This is a genomic window from Kitasatospora sp. NPDC006697 (assembly GCF_042869935.1).
GTDB lineage: Bacteria > Actinomycetota > Actinomycetes > Streptomycetales > Streptomycetaceae > Kitasatospora.
Genome location: NZ_JBIAGU010000008.1, coordinates 46,392 through 68,328 on the forward strand (window position 1 = coordinate 46,392; position 21,937 = coordinate 68,328).

The window sequence follows — 21,937 nt, forward strand, 5'->3', positions numbered from 1 at the left end:
ATCAGATATTTCCCCCGGGCAGAAAATCTCTGACGGTATCGACCGTGTCCGCCTCCCCGGCGGCCTTGTCCGGCCGGTAGCGCAGCACCCGGGCGAACCGCAGCGTCACGCCCGCCGGGTAGCGGGTGGAGCGCTGCACCCCGTCGAAGGCGACCTCCACCACCAGCTCCGGCCGCACCCGCACACCCCACGGCGGCCGCTCCACTGCCAGCTCGGAGAGCCGTCCGGTCTGCCACTCCAGCAGCTGGTCGGTCAGCCCCTTGAAGGTCTTGCCGAGCATCACGAAGGAGCCGTCGGCCGGCTCCCGGGCCCCCAGGTGCAGGTTGGAGAGCCGCCCGGCCCGCCGCCCGTGACCCCACTCGGCGCCCAGCACCACCAGGTCCAGGGTGTGCACCGGTTTGACCTTCAGCCAGGCGCTGCCGCGCCGGCCGGCCGTGTAGGGCGCGTCCAGCGCCTTGGCCACCACGCCCTCCTGGCCGCGCTCCAGCGCCGCCGCGGCGAACGCGGCGGCTTCCGCCCGCCGCCCGGGACCGTCCACCAGCAGCCGACGCACCAGCAGCTCCGCGGGCACCAGCCGGGCCAGCTCGGCGTGCCGTTCGGCGGTCGGCCGCTCCAGCAGGTCGCGCCCGTCCAGCGCGAGCAGGTCGAAGAAGACCGGGGTGAGCGGCACCGCCCCGCTGGCCCCCGGCACGTCCAGCCGGGAGCCGACCCGGCCCGCCGTCTGCTGGAACGGGCGCGGCCGCCCGGCCGGGTCCAGCGCGACCAGCTCGCCGTCCAGCACCGCCCGCCCGGCCGGCAGCGCCAGCGCGGCGGCGACCACCTCGGGCAGCCGGCCGGTGATCTCGTCCAGCGTCCGGGTGAAGACCCGCACCTCGGGGCCGTCCCGGTGCACCTGGATCCGGATGCCGTCCAGCTTCTCGTCCAGCACGCAGGGCCCCAGCCGGTCCAGCGCCTCCTCGACCGACCTGGCGCTCTGGGCCAGCATCGGCAGCACCGGCCGGCCCACCGTCAGCCGGAAGTCGGCCAGCGCGCCCGGGCCCTCGGCCAGCAGCCGCTCGGCCACCGCGCCCAGCGAGCCGCCGAGCATCACCGCCCGCCGCAGGTCGGCCGGATCGGCGCCCCCGGCCACCGCCAGCGCGTCCACCGCCGCCGCGTCCAGCGCGCCCTGGCGCACCTCGCCGCCGATCAGCCGGACCAGGAACTCCTGCTCCTCGGCGGTGGCCGCGCCGAGCAGCCGGACCAGCAGCTCGCGCCGCCGGGCCTGGGCCCCCGCGCCGCGCACCGCCGCCAGCTCGTCCAGCGCCGCGTGCACCTGGCCCACCGTCAAGCCGGGCTCCACGGCGGGTGGAACGGGATCGGCAAGGCTGCTCCAGCCGACACCGATCCGGCGCTGCGGCAGCCGGCCGGCCAGGTAGGTGATCACCACGGGCGCCTCGGCGGGCTCGACGGCCCGGAAGAGCGCGGCCAGCAGTTCGGTCTTGCGGGAGCGCGCGGAGGCGGCGGCGACCTCGCGCGAGGTCCTGGCGAGTTCGGCCAGCAGCATGCCCTCATGCTCGCCCTAGCGGTGCTCCGGCGCGACTCCTGTCTAAGTATGCGAGAATCGGCATAACTATCCGTCAACTGGGGGAGTTTCCATGGACCAGCCGCTGCCCGCCGGGTTCCGTTCGCGCACCGCCCACCTGGGTCTGAAGGAGGACGGCGCGCAGGACTTCGCGCTGGTGGTCTCCGAGGCGCCGACCGTCTCGGCCGCCGTCTACACCAAGTCCCGGTTCGCCGGACCGAGCGTGCTGCTCAACCGGGCCACCGCCGACCGCCGGGACGCCCGGGGCGTGGTGGTGGTCTCCCGCAACGCCAACGTGGCCACCGGAACGGCCGGCGCCGCCGACGCGGCCGAGCTGCGCCGGCTGGCCGCCGAACTCGCCGGCGTCGAGCCCGAGCAGCTGCTGGTCGCCTCCACCGGGGTGATCGGCCGCCGCTACCCGATGGACGCGATCCGCACCGGCCTGGCCGCGCTCGGGGAGCCGCAGGCGCCCGCCGACTTCGACGCCGCCGCCCGGGCCATCATGACCACCGACACCCGCCCCAAGACCATCCGGCTGACCTGCGGCGACGCCGTGCTGGTCGGGATCGCCAAGGGCGTCGGCATGATCGAGCCGGACATGGCCACCCTGCTCACCTTCTTCTTCACCGACGCCGCGATCGACCCCGCCGAGCTGGACGCGGTCTTCCGCCGGGTGGTCGACCGCAGCTTCAACGCGCTCAGCATCGACACCGACACCTCCACCAGCGACACCGCCGCGATCTTCGCCAATGGCCTGGCCGGCCCGGTGGATCCGGCCGGGTTCGAACGGGTGCTGGAGCGGGCCGCGCTCGCCCTGGTCCGGGAGATCGCCTCGGACGGCGAGGGCGCGGGCAAGCTGGTCGAGGTGCGGGTCACCGGTGCCGGCAGCGCCGCGCAGGCCAAGCGGGTGGGCAAGGCGGTGGTCAACTCGCCGCTGGTGAAGACCTCGGTGCACGGCGCCGACCCCAACTGGGGCCGGGTCGCGATGGCCGTCGGCAAGGTGGACGACCCGGCGCTGGACCCGGCGCTGATCACCATCGGCTACGGCGAGCTGGAGGTCTACCCGGCCGAGGCGGACGAGTCGGTGCTGGAGCGGCTGCGCGCCTACCTGAGCGGGGACGAGGTGGTGATCGGCATCGACCTGGGCCTGGGGGAGGAGCGGTTCACCGTCTACGGCTGCGACCTCACCGCCGGCTACGTGGAGCTGAACGCCGGCTACACCAGCTGACCCGGCCGGCTGTCGGCGGGCGGTGCCAGACTGGACGCATGTGCCGAAGCATCAAGACCCTGCGCCCGCCCATGGAGCCCGAGGTGACCGAGGCGGACATCGAGGCCGCCGCCCTGCAGTACGTCCGCAAGGTGTCCGGCTTCCGGGCCCCGGCCGCGCACAACCGGGAGGTCTTCGAGCAGGCGGTGGTCGCCGTCGCGGCTGCCACGGCGACCCTGCTGGCCGGCCTCGAGGTGCGCGGCTCCGGCAGCTGACGGACGCGGGAACGCGGAACGCCCGTGGCACCGGGACCGGTGCCACGGGCGCTCTACCGCGCTGCCCGGGTTCAGCGGTGGGCGGCCCGGCGACGGGTCAGCACGACGGCTCCGGCGCCGACCGCCAGCAGCACGCCGCCGCCGACGGCGGTCGCGGTGATCGCGGTGCCGTCGGTGCCGGTGTAGGCCAGGCTGGCCGGAGTGGTCGAAGCCGGCTTGATGCCCGGCGAGCCGACCGGCTCATCGGTGGTGACGGAGGTGGTGCCCGACGGGGTCACCTCGCTGCTCGGGGTCGGCGCGGGGGCCGAGGCCGAGGTGGCGGCCGACGGGGTGGAGCTGCCGCTCGCCGAGGCCGACGGCGAGGCGCTGGTCGAAGCGCTGCTCGAGGGCGAGGCCGACGTCGAGGCCGACGCGGAGGCGGACGGCTTCGCGGACTCCGACGGCTGCACCGACTCGCTGGGCGAGGCGGAGGGCTTCGCGGACCCGGACGGCGAGGCGGAGGTCGACGGCGAGGCCGAGGTCGACGGCTTGGCCGACTCGCTGGGCGAGGCCGAGGTCGACGGCGAGGCGGAGGCCGAGGGCTTCGCGGACTCGGACGGCGACGCGGAGGTCGACGGCGAGGCCGAGGCGGACGGCGAGGCCGAGGTCGAGGGCTTGCCGCTCGGGATGACCGAGGCGGAGGCCGACGGGGTCGGGGACGGCGTCGGCGTGCACGCCTTGCCGCCGTTCCAGGCCGAGATCAGCGGCTGGTCGCTGTCCGAGCCGAAGACCGCGTGCGGGTAGTGCGGGGCGTCGGCGCCCTCGAACTTCCGGCTGCTGTTGTAGAGGTCGATCTGCCCGTAGCACTTCGGCAGCTTGTCGCCGAGGTCCAGGGTGACCTGGTGGTGCTTGGAGTTCAGCGTCGCGGTCGCGAAGCCCACCAGCGTCTGGGTGCCCGAGGTCTTCCAGGTCGGGCCCTCGGTCTCGTAGGCCGCCAGCGAGATCGGGTAGTCGCAGCCCTTCTGGACGTCCTCGTCGTTCAGCTTGACGATGACCTTGCCGACCGGGTTGGCCATCCGGCCGCTCTCGGTCCAGGTCTTGCCGTTGTCGACGGAGTAGGAGATCGCCACGTCGTCGCAGCGGTTGTCGGACTCGTGGGCCTGGGCGGTGCCCGCCAGGGCCAGAGGAGCCGCGACGGCGGCCAGGCCGGCCGCCGTCAGTGCCGGAAGGACCCGGCGTCGTATGCGGTGGTGCACTTCTTCGCTGCTCCCTGAGTAGGTGTCCGGTGTCGGACGCGCACCCCCTCGGTGAGGACCGTCTAGCGGTCGCACCAGGGATTTCCATAGAGAGCGGTGACGATAGCGGACGCCCCGGCGGCATCACAGGGCCGGGGCGTCCATTGCGCGCAGCGATGAGTGACGGGAAGTCGGACGTGTGGAAACGACCCTCCGGGGCGCGCTGCCGAGCCCGGCTGACCTGGCGTCAGCCGGTGACCTCGGGGTCGACCGCCGCACGCCTGATGGCCGGTCGGCCGAGCAGGTCGAGCAGCCGGCGCTGCGGGTCCGCGGGCACCGGCTGGTCCTCCGGCGCGACCCGGCGCAGCGCGAAGCCGACCAGCTCGGGCGCCAGGTGGTCGTCCTGCCCGGTGGCGTGCGCCAGGTCCCAGATGGCGACGGTCAGGCAGACGGTCAGCCGCGCCGCGTACTCGGCGGCGGTGACGGCGGCCCCGTCCATCGGCACCTCGCGGGCCAGCGCCCCGGGCGCCGCCAGGGCCGAGCGGGCGGCCGCCGCGGCCGCGGCCCAGTCCGCCGCCGGATCGCCGCTCGGCGCGACGGCCGCGCCGCCCAGCAGCGCGGCCGCCCGCGCCTGCGCGCCGGCCAGCCCGGCGACCAGCTCGCGCACCGTGCCGCCGTGGGCCGGCGCCGCCCACTGGTTCGCCGCCACGCCCGCGACCCGGCGGCCGAAGGAGGCCACCGCCTCGTCGTAGAGCTCGCGCAGCCCGCCGTCCGTACTCCTGGTCATCGGTGCGTCCTCAGCTCGGCGTCGCCTCGATCCGGGCCGCGGTCTCCCGGGCCCGGGCGCCGGAGCGGGTCCGCCCGGCCGTGACCAGCCGGGTCGGGAACCGGCGCAGGTACTCGGCCTCCAGCTCGGCGGAGCGCTCGGTGTGCCGGCGCAGGGCGTCGTCGGAGCCGTAGAGGAAGGTCTCGTGCCGGGTGCGGTGCAGCTGCTCCAGCTCGTGCAGCAGCCGTTCGGGGGTCAGCTCGGTCGCTGCGACGCCCTCGGTGGCGCCGTCCGGGTTGGCGGTCAATCGCATGGCGGGTGCCTCCGCTGCTGTCGGTTCGGTATCGGTCTGTTCCGGACCGGCGGTCCGGCTGCTGGCAACGTCGCCCCCCATCAGCCCGGTGCCCCCTGCGGGGCGTCGGAAACCGGGCCGGGCGGATGGCGCGGCGCGGTCTCCTTGACGGCCAGCAGCCGCAGGCCGATGTCCTGCAGGTCCTTGCGCCGCAGCGCGGCCCGCAGCAGCGGGAACCAGTCCCGCTCCTCCCGCTCCATCTGCCGCACCGCGGCGGTCAGCAGCGCGGCCATGCCGGTGTCGAAGCCCGGATCGGCCGGCCCGCGGTCGGCGACCTCCTCGCAGAGCCGGTCGATCGCCCGGTGGTCCTGGAAGCCGAGCACCGCCGGGTGCGCCGGGTCCCGCAGCAGCGCGCTGACGGCCGGGTGCAGCACCTCGTCGACCAGGTAGGAGTGGATGGTGAGGTCGTGCACGATGTGCTGGGCCGCGTCGGCGCGCCCGGCCCGGTCCGCCGGGTCGGCCGCGCGGAACTCCTTGAAGAGCCGCAGCAGCTCCTTGTGCTCCTGCTTCAACAGCACGATCGCGTCGGTGGACATCCGCACCACACCTCTCGGCCCGCAGTGCCCCTGACTCCGATGGTGCCAAACCGACCGGTCGGGCGGACGGATCGGCGCCGCCGATCGGGTGGCACGCCCTGCTCAGGGCAGCGGGATCCGGCCGCGCAGCACCTCGCGCCAGAGGCGGCGCAGGCGGGTGGCGGGGCCCTGGTCGGGGTCGCGGCCGGCGGCCAGCGCGGCGGCCTCGGCGACCCGGTCGCGGCTGCGCCGCCACTGGTCGAAGCGGCGGGCCAGCTCGGGGTTCTCGGCGGCCAGCCGGGCCTCCAGGCGCCGGATCTCGCGCAGGTCCCGTCGGGAGAGGGTCATCACGCTCACCTCCGGCCCTGCAGCAGCTCGGCCAGGTCGTAGCCGACCGGCTCCTCCAGCTGGGTGTAGTCGCAGCTCGCCGGTGCGCGGTCCGGGCGCCAGCGCTGGAAGCGGGTGGTGTGCCGGAACCGGGTTCCTTCCATGTGATCGTACGCGACCTCGCAGACCCGCTCAGGGCGGAGCGCCACCCAGCGGGCGTCCTTGCCGCCGCTCCAGCGGCTCGGCGCACCGGGCAGCCGGCCGGTCTCGTGGGCGGCCTCGTCGGTCCAGGCGGCCCAGGGGTGGCCGGCGGGGTCGGCCATCACCAGCGGGGCCAGCTCCCCGGCCAGCTCGCGCCGCCGGGCCGCCGTGAAGGAGGAGCAGACGCCGACGTGCTGCAGCACGCCCGCCGCGTCGTGCAGCCCCAGCAGCAGCGAGCCGACGCCCTGGCCGTCCTTGTGCTCGCGGTACCCGGCCACCACGCAGTCGGCGGTCCGGCCGTGCTTGACCTTGAACATCGAGCGCACCCCGGGCCGGTACGGCTGGTCCAGCGGCTTGGCCATCACCCCGTCCAGCCCCGCGCCCTCGAACCGGGTGAACCAGACCTCGGCCAGCGCCCGGTCGGTGGTGGCCGGCGCCAGGTGCACCCAGGGGCCCGCGCCGGCCAGCGCCTCGACCAGCTCCGCCCGCCGCTCGGCCAGCGGCCGCTCCAGCAGCGAACGGTCGTCGAGCGCCAGCAGGTCGAAGGCGATGAAGCTGGCCGGGCTCTCCACGGCCAGCTTGCGCACCCGGGAGGCGGCCGGGTGGATCCGCTCCTGGAGCTCCTCGAAGTGCAGCCGCCCGTCGTGCGCGAGCACGATCTCGCCGTCCAGCACGCAGCGCGGCGGCAGCTCGGCGCGGAGCGCGTCCAGCAGTTCGGGGAAGTAGCGGGCCAGCGACTTGCCGGTGCGGCTGGCCAGCTCCACCTCCGCGCCGTCGCGGAAGACGATCGCCCGGAAGCCGTCCCACTTGGCCTCGTAGTGCATGCCCTCGGGGATCGCGGCGACCGCCTTGGCCAGCATCGGCTCGACCGGCGGCATCACGGGAAGGTCCATGCCACTGATGGTGCGTCACCCGCGAGCAGGTCGCAGCGCGGAGACTTAGCGTGGGTGGCATGGCGGAATCGGTGGAACTGGAAGCCGGGGGGCGACTGGTCAGGATCTCCAACCCGGGCAAGGTCTACTACCCGGAGCCCGGCTACACGAAGTTGGACGTGGCCCGGTACTACCAGGCCGTGGCCGAGGCGGCGCTGCGCGGGCTGCGGGACCGGCCGACCACGCTGCAGCGGTTCGTGGACGGTGTGGAGGGCGACTTCTTCTACCAGAAGCGGGCACCCAAGAACACGCCCGAGTGGCTGCCGACGGCCCGGATCTCCTTCCCCAGCGGCCGGCACGCCGACGAGATCTGCCCCGGCGAGCCGGCCGCCGTGCTCTGGGCCGCCAACCTGGGCAGCCTCACCTTCCACCCCTGGCCGGTCCGCCGCGCCGACACCGACCACCCCGACGAGCTGCGGATCGACCTGGACCCGCAGCCCGGCACCGACTTCGCCGACGCGGTGCGCGCCGCCCACCAGCTGCGCGAGGTGCTGGCCGAGCACGGGCTGCGCGGCTGGCCGAAGACCTCCGGCGGGCGCGGCCTGCACGTCTACGTGCCGATCCGGCCGGACTGGACCTTCGCCGAGGTGCGCCGCTGCGCCATCGCGCTGGGCCGGGCGCTGGAGCACCGGATGCCCGAACAGGTGACCACCAACTGGTGGAAGGAGGAGCGCGGGGCCAGGGTCTTCGTCGACTACAACCAGATGGCCCGGGACCGCACCATCGCCTCCGCCTACTCGCTGCGGGCCCGTCCGCAGGCCACCGCCTCCACCCCGCTGCACTGGGAGGAACTGGACGAGGTCGCCCCGCTGGACTTCACGCTGCGGACCGTGCCCGCCCGGCTGGCCGAGGTCGGCGACCCCAACGCGTCGATGGCCGAGCACGCCTTCGGGCTGGAGTCGGTGCTGGAGCTGGCGGACCGCCAGGAGCACGAGCACGGCCTGGGCGAGCTGCCCTACCCGCCCGACCACCCGAAGGCGCCGGGCGAGCCGCCCCGGGTGCAGCCGAGCCGGGCGAAGAAGGAGTGAGCGGCCGTCAGAGCGTGGCGGCCCTGGGCTCGGCGGGCTCCGGCAGTTCGGCCGGCGGGCGGCGGCGGGCTCCCCGCAGACCGGCCGCGGCGGCGGCCAGGGTGACGGCGAGCGCCGTCCACGGCACCACGTCGCCGATCCGGTCGTACCAGGTCAGGTAGCCGGGCGCGGGCAGCGCCAGCCGGACGGTCAGCGCGCCGGTGTGGGCGGTGTCCAGCCGGGCCAGTTGGCGGCCCTGGGCGTCGAAGGCCACCGAGTCGCCGGTGAGCGCCGCCTGCACCGCGGGCCGCCCGGTCTCGGCGGCCCGGACCGCCGCCAGCGAGGCGTGCTGGTCCGGCGCCCAGGTGTCCTGGAAGGTCGAGGTGGCCGACTGGTAGACCAGCAGCTGGGCGCCCTGCCGGGCGGCGGTCCTGGAGAGGTCGGGGAAGGCCGACTCGAAGCAGATCAGCACGCCCGTGGGCAGCGGCCGGCCGCCGCGGTCGGGCGGGGCGAAGAGGTGGAAGGCGGTGCCGGGGGTGCGGTTCTGGTCGGCCGCCTTGCTGATCCGGGTCAGCCAGCCCAGCTGGCCGCGGAACGGGATGTACTCGCCGAACGGCACCAGGCGCATCTTGGCGTAGCGGCCCTCGATGCCGGACGGGTCGATCAGCACCGCGTCCTTGGAGATGTGGCCGTCGGCCTTGCGGGCGTCCTCGTTGACCAGCAGGTCGGTGCCGGCCGCCGCGGAGAGCGCGCGCAGCCGGGCCAGGGTGGCCGGGTCCCGGGCCAGGTCGGTGGTGATGCTGGACTCGCCCCAGACGATCAGGTCGGGCGCGCCGGGCAGCTGCCGGGTGATCGCGGTGGCCGCGTCCACCCGGACCGCGCCCGCCGGGGTCCCGCCGGGCTGCACCAGGGCCACGGTGGCGGTGCGGGCGGTGGCCGGGGCGGCCGAGAGCGCGAAGACCACCGGGCCGGCCGCCAGCACCGCGGCGCCCGCCCAGACCGCGCAGGCCCGCAGCACCGTGCGTTCGGCCAGCAGGGCGATCAGCACCGCCGTGTTGACGGCCACCACGGCCGCGCTGACCAGCCAGATCCCGCCCACCGAGGCCAGCGCCAGCTGGGTGGGCCGGCGCCACTGGGTGGCACCGAGCAGCGCCCACGGCCCGCCGAGCGCCTGCCAGGAGCGGGCGAACTCGGTGACCACCCAGACGGCGGGCACCACCACCAGCGCCGCCAGCGCCCGGCGCGCCGTGATCGGGGGCCGCAGCAGCGACCAGACCGCCAGGCCGACCGCGCCCTGCAGCGCGCCGAAGAGCACCGCGATCAGCAGCAGCCCGGGCCCCACCGTCGGGACCAGCCAGTACATCGCCGCCAGCACGAAGCCCGCGCCGAACCACCAGCCGCGCACCACCGCCTCCCGGGCCCGCGGCGCCCGCTGCATCAGCAGCAGCCCGGGGACGAGGGCGACCCAGGCCAGCCACTCCAGGTCGAGCGAGGGGAAGGCCACCACCGGCAGCATGCCCGCACCCAGCGAGCCGTACCGGACGGGATGCGAGAGCGCGGCACGGAGCGACATGCGCCGATTGTCCGCTTCCGGAGCGCACTGCACCATGACGCGGACCGAATTCGACCGCACGTGTCGTGAGAGGACCGTGGAGTGTCCGGGGCGATTGGGCCGAGTGGTGGCGGGTCGGCTCGCCCGGGCCCGGCGCACGCCGTACGGTGCGAGCAACTGGCCCGCGCGGAGAGGACGGCACACCGGTCATGGCCGAGGCGATCGACAGCATGCTCTTCATCACCTTCGACGACCGCACGGCGGCCGAGGCGGCGTACCGGGAGGCCAAGGAACTGCCCGGGGCACGGCAGGCGGCCGTGCTGACCAGGTCGGACGAAGGGCTCCTGGAGACCCCCGAGAGCTGGGTGCACGGCGCCGGGCGGCCCACCGTGGCCACCGGCATCGTCGGCGGGCTGCTGGGCCTGTTCGCCGGGCCGGTCGGCGCGCTGCTCGGCTGGAGCGCGGGCACCGTGATCGGCGGCGCGGCCGAGCTGAAGCAGTTCCAGGCGGGGGCGGAGGGGCTGCTGGTCTACAGCAAGGACCTGGCGGAGGGGCACGCCATGCTGATCGTCGAGGTGAACGAGCACGACCCGGCGCCCGCCGACCGGCTCGCGGCCGCGCACGGCGGCAGGCTGCTGCGCCGCCCGGCCTCGGAGGTGGAGGCCGAGGTGAGGGCGGCGGACACCGCGGCGGAGGAGGCGGCCCGGGCGGAGCGCGGGGAGCTCTAGCGGGCCGGGGCAGCCCTTGTCGGCCAGCAGAAGTCAACAGGTTCGAACGCGTCACCGGGGATCGGCGATGACTTCTGATGGAAACTGTTCTAATGTTCTCGCTGTTCCGCCCACAGGTGTGAGGGCGGTGCGGACTTCCGCCGGTGCGAGGCCGGCTATCGGGCGGCTCGACGCTGAGCGGCCCGGGCCTCGCCGGACGGCGGAGGTGGGCGGCCGTTGAGGGTCGGCTCAGCCCACCGGAGCAGGGGTTGCCGGTGCCGACACCCCGACAGATTCGGTGTCGGCAACCCCTGGGACCTCCCTTCCGGGACTTCCCTTCCCCGGGACGCGGAAAGGCCGGAGGGCCGTGGCAGCAGCCACGGCCCTCCGGTTCTGCTGTACCGGCTGAGCGTCAGGAGGCGTTCAGGGCGGTGTCGTCGATCACGAAGCTGGTCTGCTGCGAGGAGTCCTCGGTGCCGGTGAACTTCAGGGTCACGGTCTGGCCCGCGAAGCTCGACAGGTCGAAGGTCTTCTGCACGTAGCCGGTGGCGGCGTTGACGTTGCTGTAGGTCGCCAGGGTGGTGGAGTTGGCCTGGACGGTCAGCTTGTCGTAGGCGGTGCTGCCGGTCTCGGCGGTGTCGATGTGCAGCCAGAAGCTGAAGCTGGCCTTGCAGCCGGCCGGGATGGTGACGGTCTGCGACAGGGTGTCGGTGTGGGTGCTGCCGTAGCCGTCCAGCCAGGCCTTGTAGGAGCCGCTGTGGGCGGGCTCGCTGGTCGAGTTGTCGATCACGCCGGAGGAGGTGGTCCAGCCGGTGCTGCCGCTCTCGAAGCCGGAGTTGGCGAGCAGCTGGCCGCCGGTGCAGGTGCCGCCGCCGCCCGAGCCGGCCTCGGTCCAGCTGAAGGTGGTGGAGCCGGTGGCGCCGGTGGTGTCCTTGGCGGTCACGGTGACGCTGGAGGTGCCCGCGGTGGTCGGGGTGCCGGAGATCAGGCCGCTGGAGCTGATCGACAGGCCGGCCGGCAGGCCGGTGGCCGTGTAGGTCAGGGTCTGGCCGGAGGCCGAGTCACTGCCCTTGATCTGCAGGCTGGCCGGGGTGCCGACGGTGCCGCTCTGGCTGCCCGGGTTGGTCACGGTCACCGTGTTGCCGGTGCTGCCGTGGGTCAGGATGGCGTGGGTGATGGCGCAGGAGTTGGTGTCGTTCGACCAGCTGGCCTGCTCGGCGTAGGAGCCGAAGGAGCCGAAGTTGACCATCGCGGCGCCGCCGGTGGTGCCGGGCTTCAGCCAGGCGCACTCGTCGGAGTTCTCCTGGCCGTTGTAGGAGCTGCCCGAGACGTGGTTGGTCCAGCCGCCCGCCGGGTTCTGGTCCGACATCATCTCGTGCCACTCGTGGCCGAGGGTCATCGTGTAACCATCAAGCGTGCCGGGCGAGTTGACGAAGCCGACGCCGCAGTTGGCACCCTGGTCGATGTTGTACGGCTGGTTCGAGAAGGCGATGTCGCCGTAGGGCGAGTTCGCCGCACCGCCGGTGAGGGTGGTGTCGCCGTTCCAGTCGTGCCAGGCGCAGTAGCCGGTGTTCGGGTCCTGGTAGCCGTCCGGGTCGGTGCCGTGGGGCGACAGGATGATGTAGTAGGCGTCGCGGTTGGCGGCGGCCGTGGTGTTGCCGAAGTGGCCGGCGGCGTTGATCGCCTCCTGGGCCAGCTGGTTGCCGGTCGCGGCGGACGGCGAGGCGGCCGAGTTGTCGTACCAGACGCCGGAGAGCACGCCACCGGCCTGGTACGGGATGAAGTTGGCGTTGCTCGGGCAACTGGTGGCGCCGGAGGCCACGTTCGGGCCGTCGCACCACTGGGTCAGGTCGGCGGACCAGGTCTCGCCGTTGGTGCCGATGCCCTTGAACATCTGCTGGGTGGCGCCCGCCGCGCCGGCCGAGTCGCCGGAGAACTTGGCGTTGCCGTTGGCGTCGGTGGTCTGGGTACCCCACTGGGTGCCGTAGAAGACCAGGTAGACCTTGGAGTGGCCGCTCTGCACGCCGATGCCGTCCACGCCACCGCCGTAGGAGAGGGTCTCCTGGCCGGTCGCGGCAGCCCGGGCCTGGCCGGCGAGCTGCTGGCGGCGCTGCGCCTCGTACTGCTTCACGCCCGGCATCTTGCTGGCGTTGATCGAGGGGCTGTACGGGTTGAACTCGTTGTGGACCGGAGAGCCCGCGACGGCGGCGGCGCCGTGGTGGGCCTGGCCCGAGACGGCGGGGGCGGCCGGGGAGGCAGCCTGCGCCGGGGCGGAGAAGACGGAAAGACCGGCGGCGGCGAGCGCCAGTGCCGCTATGCCGGTGAGCGACGCGGTCTTGGCGCGGCGCGTGGTGGGCGAGTGACCCATGAGGTGTGGGAGCCTCTCTCGTGACCGACCGCCCGTGCATTGGGGTGCACGGGACTGGTCCCTTGTGGGGGAAAGGACGGCGGTGTCCGGGCAAGGCGGGAGTGGGATCGGATGACTTGACTGTGCATCACCACAACTGCCTGCTGGTGGTGAAGCAAAGCAGAGTGGGTTAACGAAGGTCAACGGGGTACGCAAAGGAACTCGAGCGATTGGTGTTTCCGCAGGTGGGAGACGTGGGGCAGTTGAACATGACGCGCGTAGCAATTCACTGAATCCCGGTCGGAATACAGTTTTTGCCGATCGAGAAGTACTCGAGCAATTTAGCGGCGGGGTATTTCAGGCCGAACGGCCAGAATGCACCTGTCAGAAGGAGACCGATGACCCCCCGACCCCTGAGCCTGGACGTCGCCGCCACCGGACACCCGGCCGCCGCACCGGAGTTGGCGGCCGAGGCGGAGCGCCGGGGGCTGGACCGGTTCGCGATCTCGGAGACCACCCACGACCCCTTCCTCCAGCTGATGCGGGTGGCGGAGCGGACCGAGCGGATCGAGCTGGCCACCGGCGTGGCGATCGCCTTCGCCCGGACCCCGATGGCGCTGGCCTATCAGGCCTGGGGGCTGCACGAGGCCTGCGGCGGCCGCGCGGTGATCGGGCTGGGCTCGCAGGTGAAGCCGCACGTGGTGCGGCGGTTCGGGATGCCCTGGGACCGGCCGGCCGCCCGGATGCGCGAGTACGTGGCGGCGGTGCGGGCGATCTGGCACAGCTGGCAGACCGGTGAACGGCTGGCCTTCCGCGGCGAGTTCTACACCCACACGCTGATGACCCCGGCCTTCGCGCCCGGCCCGGTCGCACCGGGCGCCCCGCCGATCCTGCTGGCGGGGGTCGGGCCGCTGATGACCGAGGCCGCCGGCGCGGTCGCCGACGGCCTGATCTGCCACCCCTTCACCTCGGTCGCCCACCTGCGCGGCGCGGTGCTGCCCCGGGTCCGCGCCGCCCGCGCCAAGGCGGAGGCGGAAAAGGCGAGTTGGACCGGCCGGCCGTTCCAGGTGGTGGGCAACGTGTTGACCGCCACCGGCCGCACCGAGGAGGAGCTGGCCGCGAACCGGCGCGGGGTGGCCGAGCGGATCGCCTTCTACGCCTCCACCCCCGCCTACCGGGCCGTGCTGGACGCCCACGGCTGGGGCGAGTTGCACGAGCAGCTGCACCGGATGTCGGTGCGCGGCCGGTGGGCGGAGATGGCCGAGCTGATCGACGGCGAGGTCTTCGACGCCTTCGCGGTGGCCGGCGAGCCGGCGGCGGTGGCGCGCGAGCTGCACCGCCGCTACGCCGGCCTGGTGGACCGGCTCTCGGTCAGCGGACCGGAACAGGCGGACCCGGGGCCGCTATTGGACGTGCTGGCCGAACTGCGGTCGATCCAGCAGAACTGACGGAGCATCAGCGGATCGCGGCGGTCATCGCGTCGGTGACCGACCGCCAGGCGAGCCCGGCCTCGCCGAACCCGGCGGCGACCAGCTGCTCCAACTGCCACTCGGTGGTGTGGATCTCGCCGTCCTGGTGGTCGCGGTAGGCGGCGCTGCGGGCGGCCACCACCTCGGCCAGCCGGGGGTCGGCCGCCGCGATCCGCCACCACTCGGCCCAGTCCGGCACGCCGGCCGCCGACTCGGTCTCCCGGTGCCGCTGGTGGACGGCCTGTGCGGCCTCGTTCAGCAGCGGGGTGGCGGGCTGCGGGCAGTGGTCGGCGTTGAGGAAGACGCCGCCCGGGCGGAGCAGGCCGGCCAGGTCGCGGTAGAGCCGCAGCAGGTCCTCGGTGCCCAGCCAGTGCAGCGCGGTGGCCGTGACCACCGTGTCGAACTGGCCCTCGGGCAGGGCGGCGGCCCAGTCGGGGTCGCGCAGGTCGGCGGTGACCAGGGTGAACCGGTCGTCCCCGGCGAAGTGGCCCCCGGCGATGGCCAGCAGGGCAGGGTCCAGGTCGACGCCGACGCTGCGGGCGCCCGGCAGCCGGCCCAGCAGCCGCTCGCTGATGCTGCCGGTGCCACAGGCCAGGTCGAGCACCCGGGCCTGCGGGCCACCGACGGCCTCGACCAGGTCGAGCATCACCCGGAACCGCTCCTCGCGGTCCGGCAGGTACCAGCCCTGCTGGCGGTCCCAACTGCGCTGCCAGGCGTTCCAGTAGGCGCGGTCGGCGGCCTGGGTGCTGGTGGTGGTCATGGGTGTCCCCCTGATTGCGTAAGGACTCTGCTCGGTCAGCAGGTATTACCTACTCTGGCGCATCAGCAGGTAAGTGGCAAGGGGGATCAGGGGTTCTTACATCTGGGGAGTCCTTTACCTCCGGGGAGTCCTGCCTCGCCTGGCGAACGGACCCGGCCCGGCCCGCGCAGCTGCGCGGACCGGGCCGGTGTGGTGCGGCGGGGCTCAGATGCCGCCCGCGCCCGCGAGCAGGAGGGAGAAGCCGCTGCCGGTGGACTCGGGCGGGGTGGTCAGGTGGACGGTGCCGGTGGCCTGGTCCCAGCTCCAGGAGGAGGCGGGCAGCGGCCGGTGGTCGAGCAGCACCACGGCGGGCTGGGCGCCGACGTGGATCGAGAACCCATAGGACCGGGCGGCCGGCTTGCCGGTGTAGGAGCCGGTGCTCGGGCCCACGGTGATCTCGGTGGCGCCGTGGCCGTGGCCGGCGGCGTGCACCGTCACCTGCTGGGTGGCGCTGGCGCCGTTCTGGTAGGCCCGGGTGGTCCCGTCGTCCTCGTAGAGGCTGAACGCGGAGTCGCCCTGGGCGTAGACGTCGTAGTCCAGTTCGGCGGTGTTGCGGGTCTGCCAGGAGAGCGTGCCCTGCGCCCACATCGGCACCACCGCACCGGCCTTGACGAAGAGCGGCAGGGTGTCCAGCGGGGCCTGGTAGCCGTTGATGGTGGTCGGGCCCTGATAGGTCCTGCCGGTCCAGTAGTCCGTCCAGGTGCCGGCCGGCAGGTAGATGCCGTCGCGGGTCCGGGAGGCGTCGTAGACCGGCGCGACCAGGAAGCTGTCGCCGCTGAGGAACTCGTACTTGGCGGCGTCGCCCCAGGCGTTGGGGTCGTTCGGGTACTCCAGCACCAGCGGGCGCACCGCGCCGACGCCGGTGCTGTGCGCCTGCGCGGCCAGCGTGTAGAAGTACGGCAGCAGCCGCTCCTTGAGCTGCAGGTACTTGGTGTTGACCGAGGTGTAGGGCTCGCCGAACCGCCAGGGCTGCTTGTCGCTCGCCGCCCAGCCGTCCATGGTCATGATGGCCGGGACGAAGGTCTTCCACTCCAGGTCGCGGGTCTCCACCTGCGGGTCGCTGCCGAAGATGCCGCCCACGTCGCCGGTGTCGTAGGCGATGCCGGACATGGTGGCGCCGGCGTAGGTCGGGATCTGCCACCGCACGTAGTCGTAACTGCCGGTCTGGTCACCGCTCCAGAGCACCCCGCAGCGCTGCGCGCCGGCCCAGGAGACCGGCAGCCAGACGAAGCCGCGGGCGTCGCTGTTCTGCTCGATGCCCTGCTTGGCCTGGGTGCAGCCGTCCAGCGCGAACTGGTAGCCGGGGCCGACCCAGGCGACGTCCAACTTGCGGACCCGGACGCCCGCTTGGACCTCCTGGCCCTGGTTCGGCAGGCCGGTGGAGGTCCACAGGCCGAGCTGGGCGTGCCGGTCGCGCAGGCCCTGGCCGGTCTGCTGCAGGTCCTGGTAACCGCAGCCGTAGCCGTCGTTGACCAGCATCCAGCCGAGCGGGTCCTGGTTCTGGGTGTACCCGTCGGCCACCTTGAGCGCGTCCAGGGTGTGCCGCTCGCCGCGGTTGGCGTTGTGCAGGTAGCAGTCCGAGTCGCCGGGCTCCAGGCCGTAGACCGGGGGCATGAAGGGCTTGCCGACCAGGTCGGTGTACTCGCCGATCAGCGACTTGAGGTCCGGGGTGTGCGGGCTGGCCATGAACCAGCCGTCGAACCGGTGCTCCTGGGCCGAGGTGCGGACCGGGTCGCCGAAGCTGTAGACGCCCGGGGCGAAGGTGTCGCGGAGCACCCCGTAGCCGTTCGAGGAGAGGTAGAAGGGCTGGGAGTTGTTGTAGCCGCCCTCGTTCCAGTCGAAGCTGTTGGCCACGTGCACGGTCTGGTCGCGGTGCGAGAAGCTGCCGTTCTGCTCGCCGGCGCCGTAGAACTGCTCCTGCGGGCCGCGGGAGAGGGTCTGCTGCATCGCGTCGGCGGTCCAGGTCAGGCCGCGGGTCTCCTGCCAGAGCAGGGTGCGGTCGTCGGCGCGGTAGAGGGCGAACCGCAGCGGGTTCTTGTAGATCCGCAGGGTGAGGTCGGAGGTGCTGACGGACCAGTGGTCACCGGCGTCGACCTCCCTGGTGTCCTTTGAGGTTGACGGAGGGTCAGGGATGATCTCGCGGCCCGCCGGGTCGGTGAAGGAGCCCTCGGGGGCGAGCTGCAGGCGGAAGACGTCGGCGGAGGTGAAGTCAATCCGGGCTGTGGCCGCGCCAGCCTGAACGGCATAACTTCCGTCGGCTGCAAGGGAGATGGCAGTGGCCTGGCCGACCGTGGTGGCGCTCGGCAGGCTCGCGGTCGCGGTGTAGCCGGAGTCGGTGACGGCGTACGGCACGACCAGCACGTGGTAGAGGCCCGAGGCGTTCGGGATCACGGTGCTCTCCGGGTCGGCGGAGCCGGCGCTCTCGGCGACCTCGTGGCCGGCGCTGTCGTAGATGTAGAGGTCGAAGTCGTTGTTCTGGTCGGGCCACTGGATGGCGACCGGGACGCCGCCGTCCGGGTTGCCCTGCCAGTAGGCGGCCGGGACGTCGACGGTGAGGTCGAAGCGGTCGCAGGTCCGGCCGTCCGGGTCCTGGGCCTGCGGCGGGCAGTGCGCGGGGTCGGGGACCGAGCCGCTGGTGTACGTGTGGCCCTGCCAGGTCAGCGCGTGGCTGCCGTCGAGGGCGAGCGTGCCGGCGCTCGGGGTGGCGGCGCGGGCGGGCAGTTGGCCGCCGAGCAGGGCGCAGAGCACGGCGAGCACGGCGGTCAGGGTGGCGAGGGGTAAGCGGCGGAGCGAGGGTGTGCGCATGTCGCCTCCGGTTCATGGCGTGATCATGACAGTGGCATGGCCGGTTGGATGAGAAGTTGATGAGGACCACCGTCCCAGGGAGGCTAACAGTCCGTTTCTGCGCGTTCAATGGATCTGCGCGCAGAAACGAGCAATCGAGCGTGGGATGGCGGCGCACACTGGAAGGTGGTCGACGAGAGGCGGTGCGTGATGTTCTTCCGCCATCACCACCATGTCGGTGGAGCGTGGGGGCCGGGGTTCTGGTTGGTCACGGTCGGTTTCGGGCTGCTGGCGGTGCTGCTCGTGGTGCTGATCGTGCTGGTGCTCCGGGCCCAGGCCGCGCGCCGGGCCGAGCCGGCCGCCGGGCCGCCGGTCTGGGGCGGTGCCGGGGCCACGGCGGTCGGGCGCGGCGGCTCGGCCGAGGCCGAGCGGATCCTGGCCGAGCGGTACGCCAAGGGGGAGTTGGACGACGAGGAGTACCAGCGGCGGCTGCGCACGCTGCGCGAGCCACCGGGCTGACCGGGCTCAGCCGGTCGGGCCGCGGCGGGGCAGGATCTCTATCCGGCTGGGGTCGAAGACGCTTCGGCTGGTCGAGGAGGCGGCGATCCGGATGCTGGCGAAGAAGTGCCGGAAGACCGCCGCCCGCCGCGCCGGACTCAGCCGGGACCAGCCGAACCGGGCCGTCGGGCCGACCGGCACCCCGTCCAGTACCGGCTCGGTGAGCGCCTCGAGCAGTGCGATGGCCCGGTCGGCGACATGCGCCTCCAGTGACTCGGCGGCGATGTGCCGGGAGCAGTGTTCGGCCTCCAGGCTGCTGTTGGAGGTGCAGGCGTAGGTCGGGTAGCCGCCGATCGCCGAGCCGACCATGTGCCGCTCGCACCGGGTGCACCGCAGCAGTGAGGTCAGCGGGTACTCGCGCCGCGGCCGGCGGCCCGCCGCCTGGGCCCGTGCCCGGTCGGCGCGCAGCCGCTGGGCCGCCTCCCAGTCGGCGAGGCTCACGCAGGGCGGCCAGTCGGCCGTCACGTAGCCGCCGTCCGCCGTCCGGGCCGGCTCGCCGTCCGCCACCCGGAGCCCGGCGTAGCGCGGGGCCTCGATCAGCCGGCCGACGCCGCTGACCGTCCAGCGGTTGCCGTAGGCGGTGGGGATCTGACGCTGGTTCAGGTCCAGCGCCAGCGCGCGCAGCGACTCGCCGGCCAGGAACCGGGTGAACAGCTCGCGGACCACCGCGGCCTCGTCCGCCACCAGTTCGGCCATGCCCGCCGTGTAGCCGAACCGGCGCAGCCCGCCGCCGTGCGTCCGGCCTTCGGCGGCCGCCTGCCGGTGCGCCTTGCGGGCCCGGACCGAGGCCTGCCGGGCCGACTGGCAGGCGCGTTCGGCGCGTTGCAGGGCATCCGCGCGGACCGCGTCGTCGTTGAGGTCGTCCGGGTGGCCGTGCAGCAGCACCCCGCGGTCGGTGGCCAGCGCCAGCAGCTCGGCGTAGGCGCAGGGTTGGCGCTCCAGTCGCTGCGCGCCGGGCAGCACCAGGTGGGCCACCTCGCCGTCGCGCAACGCGGCCAGTAACGCCTGCCAGCCGGTGTCGGCGGCGGGCCGGCTCGGATCGGGCCCGTCCGGCGACCAGGCCGGCGGGCGGGGATCGGTGAAGACGTGCCGGGCGGCCAGCTCCAGCCCGAGCGCGGCGGCCTGCTCGTGGGCCAGCCGCACCTCGGCGTCCAGGGCGGCCTGCGGGTCGGGCGGTCCGTCGGCGGGGCGGGGTGGGGAGCTGTGCGGCCAGCAGTAGGCGGCGGCCCGGCGGGCCGACTCGCTGCCGGGGGTGGGTGTGGGCACTGGCGGGTCCTCGCGCTGGTCCTCGGGCGTCAGGGGGTGCCGGGGGGAGAAGCAGTCGGGACCGGACCGGCCTCGGCGGCGCACGGCAGAGCTGGCCCCGAGCCGGCAGGCAAGGGCAGCCTAAGGAAGGCTAGCCTACCCTCATGGGAGCGTGTCGCGGGAGGTCTGACCCTGGTCCGGATCGAACCGGTTCAGCCGGCCGGCCCGAGCACGGCCCGGTCGAGCTGCGCGCGCAGTACGGCGGGGGCCTCGACCAGTGACGGTCCGTACCAGGTGAGGTGACGGCCGCTCAGCAGAGCGGCCGGGACGCCGGGGAAGGCCTCGGGGCCGTCCTCGGCGGTGAACCGGTAAGGCTCGTCCGGCAGCACCAGCAGCCCGGGGCCGGCGGCACGCAGCTCGGGCAGCGGGACGGCCGGGTAGCGCTCGGGGTGGCCGGCGTAGAGGTTGCGCACGCCGAGCCGGGCGAGCAGGTCGCCGGCGAAGGTGTCCCGGCCCAGCACCATCCAGGGACGGCGCCAGATCGGCACCACGGCGGGCCGGGGCTCGGCGGGCCCCGGCTCGGCCGCGGCCCAGGCGGCCTCGGCCCGGTCCAGCCAGGCCGGCCGGGGGAGGCCGCAGACCGTGGTGAGCAGGCGGTCCAGCGAGCCGAACGCCTGGTCCAGGGTGCGGATCGCGGTGACGTGCACCGGGATGCCGGCGGCCCGCAGGGCGGCCAGGTCGGGGGCGCGGTTCTCCTCCTCGTTGGCGATCACCAGGTCGGGGCGGAGCGCCGTGATCGCGGCGGTGTCGGGGTTCTTGGTGCCGCCGATCCGGGCGACGGCGAGGCCGGCGGGGTGGGTGCACCAGTCGGTGGCGCCGACCAGCAGCTCCGGCGCGGTGGCGGCCACCGCCTCGGTCAGCGAGGGGACCAGCGAGACGACCCGGCGCACCGGGCGGGTGAGCGGCACGGGGTGGCCGAGGTCGTCGGTCGGGGTGCTCGGGACGCTCGCCATGGTCCGCACTGTAACGGGGCCGGTGAGTGGTGCGCCGAGGCCCGGCGGGGAGCACCATGGGGAGGACCGGGAGGGGGTGTGTGGAGGAGGTGTGCGGCGATGGCCAGGCCGATCTGGACGGGAACCCTGAGCTTCGGGCTGGTGGCGGTGCCGGTGGGCCTCTACTCGGCGACCGAGGACCACGCGGTGCACTTCCGGCAGCTGCAGCGCGGCACCTCCGACCGGGTGCGCAACCAGCGGGTCAACGAGCGCACCGGCGAGGAGGTCGGCTACCGCGACATCGTCAAGGGCTACGAGCTGACCGAGGGCGAGTACGTGGTGGTGGAGCCGGAGGAGCTGGACAGGATCTCACCCGGACGGTCCAAGTCGATCGAGATCGGCGGCTTCGTCGACCTCGCGCAGGTGGACCCGATCTTCTTCGACAAGACCTACTACCTGGGCCCGCGCGGCGCCGAGTACGCCAAGGTCTACGGCCTGCTGCACCGCGCCCTCTCCGAGACCAACCGGGCCGGCCTGGCCAGCTTCGTGATGCGGGGCAAGCAGTATCTGGCGGCGGTGCGGGTGGAGGGCGACGTGCTGGTGCTGCAGACCATGCACTACGCCGACGAGGTGCGGGATCCGCACCGGGAGATCGACAGCCTGCCGGAGCAGGCGGCGGTGCCCTCGGAGAAGGAGCTGGCGGTGGCCTGCCAGCTGATCGAGGCGCTGAGCACCGACTGGGACCCGGAGGCCTACCGGGACGACTACACCGCCCAGGTGCGCGAGCTGGTGGAGGCCAAGGTGGCGGGCAAGGAGGTCGTCACGGCGGAGCCGGCGCCGGAGTCCACGAACGTGGTGGACCTGATGGCCGTGCTGGAGCGGAGCCTGCAGCAGGCGTCGGCGGTGCCCGCGGAGCAGTCGGCGGCGCAGCCGGCGGAGGAGCCGGCGGCGGCCGACCGGAAGGAGCCGGAGCTCGGGGAGCTGACCAAGGCGGAGCTGTACCGGCTGGCGACCGAGCGGGAGGTGCCCGGGCGGTCCTCGATGAACCGGGAGCAGCTGGTCGAGGCGCTGCAGGGGCCGGCGAAGGGGAAGAAGCGGCGGCTGCGGGCGGTCTCCTGAGTCTCCTC

Annotated in this window: 20 protein-coding genes; 7 read left to right on the plus strand and 13 right to left on the minus strand. The window is 73.8% G+C overall.

Annotated elements, in window-relative coordinates; translation table 11 throughout:
• Nucleotide 1: 1 nt before the first annotated feature.
• Entirely contained in the window at nt 2-1,543 is a 1,542-nt protein-coding gene (locus tag ACFYNO_RS13155; protein WP_388010130.1) for an ATP-dependent DNA ligase, read from the minus strand.
• Nucleotides 1,544-1,634: 91 nt separating this feature from the next.
• Between ACFYNO_RS13155 and argJ the strand changes: the two genes are divergently transcribed.
• The gene (argJ, locus tag ACFYNO_RS13160) at nt 1,635-2,789 is read left to right on the plus strand and encodes a bifunctional glutamate N-acetyltransferase/amino-acid acetyltransferase ArgJ (protein ID WP_388010133.1); all 1,155 of its coding nucleotides are present in this window, start codon (nt 1,635-1,637) and stop codon (nt 2,787-2,789) included.
• 38 nt (nt 2,790-2,827) lie between these two features.
• A complete protein-coding gene (locus tag ACFYNO_RS13165; protein WP_388010136.1) occupies nt 2,828-3,043 on the plus strand; it encodes a DUF2277 domain-containing protein in 216 nt (71 codons plus the stop codon).
• Between the two features lie 71 nt (nt 3,044-3,114).
• Here the strand turns inward: ACFYNO_RS13165 and ACFYNO_RS13170 are convergent, their stop codons facing one another.
• From ACFYNO_RS13170 to ACFYNO_RS13195, 6 genes are all read right to left on the minus strand, one after another.
• On the minus strand, nt 3,115-4,278 hold the full coding sequence (locus ACFYNO_RS13170; RefSeq protein WP_388010139.1) for a hypothetical protein: 1,164 nt from the start codon (nt 4,276-4,278) through the stop codon (nt 3,115-3,117).
• 226 nt (nt 4,279-4,504) lie between these two features.
• A complete protein-coding gene (locus ACFYNO_RS13175; RefSeq protein WP_388010142.1) occupies nt 4,505-5,044 on the minus strand; it encodes a TIGR03086 family protein in 540 nt (179 codons plus the stop codon).
• Between the two features lie 10 nt (nt 5,045-5,054).
• The gene (locus ACFYNO_RS13180) at nt 5,055-5,336 is read right to left on the minus strand and encodes a DUF6158 family protein (protein ID WP_388010145.1); all 282 of its coding nucleotides are present in this window, start codon (nt 5,334-5,336) and stop codon (nt 5,055-5,057) included.
• 80 nt (nt 5,337-5,416) lie between these two features.
• The gene (locus tag ACFYNO_RS13185) at nt 5,417-5,911 is read right to left on the minus strand and encodes a hemerythrin domain-containing protein (protein WP_388010148.1); all 495 of its coding nucleotides are present in this window, start codon (nt 5,909-5,911) and stop codon (nt 5,417-5,419) included.
• Between the two features lie 102 nt (nt 5,912-6,013).
• The gene (locus ACFYNO_RS13190; protein WP_388010149.1) at nt 6,014-6,238 is read right to left on the minus strand and encodes a DUF3040 domain-containing protein; all 225 of its coding nucleotides are present in this window, start codon (nt 6,236-6,238) and stop codon (nt 6,014-6,016) included.
• A gap of 5 nt (nt 6,239-6,243) precedes the next feature.
• Nucleotides 6,244-7,311, minus strand: coding sequence for an ATP-dependent DNA ligase (locus ACFYNO_RS13195; RefSeq protein WP_388010151.1), 1,068 nt, complete (start codon nt 7,309-7,311; stop codon nt 6,244-6,246).
• Between the two features lie 59 nt (nt 7,312-7,370).
• Between ACFYNO_RS13195 and ligD the strand changes: the two genes are divergently transcribed.
• Nucleotides 7,371-8,378: a non-homologous end-joining DNA ligase gene (ligD, locus tag ACFYNO_RS13200; protein ID WP_388010154.1), complete on the plus strand. Its 1,008-nt coding sequence runs from the start codon at nt 7,371-7,373 to the stop codon at nt 8,376-8,378.
• Nucleotides 8,379-8,385: 7 nt separating this feature from the next.
• Here ligD and lnt read toward each other — a convergent pair whose 3' ends face one another.
• A complete protein-coding gene (lnt, locus tag ACFYNO_RS13205; protein WP_388010157.1) occupies nt 8,386-9,930 on the minus strand; it encodes an apolipoprotein N-acyltransferase in 1,545 nt (514 codons plus the stop codon).
• Nucleotides 9,931-10,118: 188 nt separating this feature from the next.
• Between lnt and ACFYNO_RS13210 the strand changes: the two genes are divergently transcribed.
• The gene (locus ACFYNO_RS13210; protein WP_388010160.1) at nt 10,119-10,637 is read left to right on the plus strand and encodes a histidine kinase; all 519 of its coding nucleotides are present in this window, start codon (nt 10,119-10,121) and stop codon (nt 10,635-10,637) included.
• Between the two features lie 391 nt (nt 10,638-11,028).
• On the opposite strand, the gene ACFYNO_RS13215 is transcribed toward ACFYNO_RS13210, so the two are convergent.
• Complete coding sequence (locus ACFYNO_RS13215; RefSeq protein ID WP_388010163.1) at nt 11,029-12,984, minus strand: putative Ig domain-containing protein; 1,956 nt, start codon at nt 12,982-12,984, stop codon at nt 11,029-11,031.
• 377 nt (nt 12,985-13,361) lie between these two features.
• Here ACFYNO_RS13215 and ACFYNO_RS13220 point away from each other — a divergent pair, with 377 nt between their 5' ends.
• Nucleotides 13,362-14,411, plus strand: coding sequence for a TIGR03617 family F420-dependent LLM class oxidoreductase (locus ACFYNO_RS13220; RefSeq protein ID WP_388010166.1), 1,050 nt, complete (start codon nt 13,362-13,364; stop codon nt 14,409-14,411).
• Between the two features lie 7 nt (nt 14,412-14,418).
• Here the strand turns inward: ACFYNO_RS13220 and ACFYNO_RS13225 are convergent, their stop codons facing one another.
• On the minus strand, nt 14,419-15,192 hold the full coding sequence (locus ACFYNO_RS13225) for a class I SAM-dependent methyltransferase (RefSeq protein WP_388010169.1): 774 nt from the start codon (nt 15,190-15,192) through the stop codon (nt 14,419-14,421).
• Between the two features lie 204 nt (nt 15,193-15,396).
• Entirely contained in the window at nt 15,397-18,036 is a 2,640-nt protein-coding gene (locus ACFYNO_RS13230; RefSeq protein ID WP_388010172.1) for a TIM-barrel domain-containing protein, read from the minus strand.
• Between the two features lie 243 nt (nt 18,037-18,279).
• On the opposite strand from ACFYNO_RS13230, the gene ACFYNO_RS13235 reads away from it, so the two are divergent.
• Nucleotides 18,280-18,534, plus strand: a complete 255-nt coding sequence (locus ACFYNO_RS13235; RefSeq protein ID WP_388010175.1) for an SHOCT domain-containing protein — start codon at nt 18,280-18,282, stop codon at nt 18,532-18,534.
• A gap of 6 nt (nt 18,535-18,540) precedes the next feature.
• On the opposite strand, the gene ACFYNO_RS13240 is transcribed toward ACFYNO_RS13235, so the two are convergent.
• On the minus strand, nt 18,541-19,839 hold the full coding sequence (locus ACFYNO_RS13240; protein ID WP_388010179.1) for a recombinase family protein: 1,299 nt from the start codon (nt 19,837-19,839) through the stop codon (nt 18,541-18,543).
• Between the two features lie 191 nt (nt 19,840-20,030).
• The gene (locus tag ACFYNO_RS13245; protein WP_388010182.1) at nt 20,031-20,831 is read right to left on the minus strand and encodes a helical backbone metal receptor; all 801 of its coding nucleotides are present in this window, start codon (nt 20,829-20,831) and stop codon (nt 20,031-20,033) included.
• Between the two features lie 99 nt (nt 20,832-20,930).
• Here ACFYNO_RS13245 and ACFYNO_RS13250 point away from each other — a divergent pair, with 99 nt between their 5' ends.
• Entirely contained in the window at nt 20,931-21,929 is a 999-nt protein-coding gene (locus ACFYNO_RS13250) for a Ku protein (RefSeq protein WP_388010185.1), read from the plus strand.
• The last annotated feature ends 8 nt before the right edge of the window (nt 21,930-21,937 follow it).

Excerpts from the sequence above, each read along its gene's own strand:
- ACFYNO_RS13210 (WP_388010160.1), top strand. The coding sequence starts at position 10,119 with ATGGCCGAGGCGATCGACAGCATGCTCTTCATCACCTTCGACGACCGC.
- ACFYNO_RS13225 (WP_388010169.1), bottom strand. The coding sequence starts at position 15,192 with ATGACCACCACCAGCACCCAGGCCGCCGACCGCGCCTACTGGAACGCC.
- ACFYNO_RS13155 (WP_388010130.1), bottom strand. The coding sequence starts at position 1,543 with ATGCTGCTGGCCGAACTCGCCAGGACCTCGCGCGAGGTCGCCGCCGCC.
- ACFYNO_RS13250 (WP_388010185.1), top strand. The coding sequence starts at position 20,931 with ATGGCCAGGCCGATCTGGACGGGAACCCTGAGCTTCGGGCTGGTGGCG.
- ACFYNO_RS13190 (WP_388010149.1), bottom strand. The coding sequence starts at position 6,238 with ATGACCCTCTCCCGACGGGACCTGCGCGAGATCCGGCGCCTGGAGGCC.
- argJ (WP_388010133.1), top strand. The coding sequence starts at position 1,635 with ATGGACCAGCCGCTGCCCGCCGGGTTCCGTTCGCGCACCGCCCACCTG.
- ACFYNO_RS13245 (WP_388010182.1), bottom strand. The coding sequence starts at position 20,831 with ATGGCGAGCGTCCCGAGCACCCCGACCGACGACCTCGGCCACCCCGTG.
- ACFYNO_RS13220 (WP_388010166.1), top strand. The coding sequence starts at position 13,362 with ATGACCCCCCGACCCCTGAGCCTGGACGTCGCCGCCACCGGACACCCG.
- ACFYNO_RS13180 (WP_388010145.1), bottom strand. The coding sequence starts at position 5,336 with ATGCGATTGACCGCCAACCCGGACGGCGCCACCGAGGGCGTCGCAGCG.
- lnt (WP_388010157.1), bottom strand. The coding sequence starts at position 9,930 with ATGTCGCTCCGTGCCGCGCTCTCGCATCCCGTCCGGTACGGCTCGCTG.
- ACFYNO_RS13215 (WP_388010163.1), bottom strand. The coding sequence starts at position 12,984 with ATGGGTCACTCGCCCACCACGCGCCGCGCCAAGACCGCGTCGCTCACC.
- ACFYNO_RS13175 (WP_388010142.1), bottom strand. The coding sequence starts at position 5,044 with ATGACCAGGAGTACGGACGGCGGGCTGCGCGAGCTCTACGACGAGGCG.
- ACFYNO_RS13230 (WP_388010172.1), bottom strand. The coding sequence starts at position 18,036 with ATGCGCACACCCTCGCTCCGCCGCTTACCCCTCGCCACCCTGACCGCC.
- ligD (WP_388010154.1), top strand. The coding sequence starts at position 7,371 with ATGGCGGAATCGGTGGAACTGGAAGCCGGGGGGCGACTGGTCAGGATC.
- ACFYNO_RS13165 (WP_388010136.1), top strand. The coding sequence starts at position 2,828 with ATGTGCCGAAGCATCAAGACCCTGCGCCCGCCCATGGAGCCCGAGGTG.
- ACFYNO_RS13195 (WP_388010151.1), bottom strand. The coding sequence starts at position 7,311 with ATGGACCTTCCCGTGATGCCGCCGGTCGAGCCGATGCTGGCCAAGGCG.
- ACFYNO_RS13185 (WP_388010148.1), bottom strand. The coding sequence starts at position 5,911 with ATGTCCACCGACGCGATCGTGCTGTTGAAGCAGGAGCACAAGGAGCTG.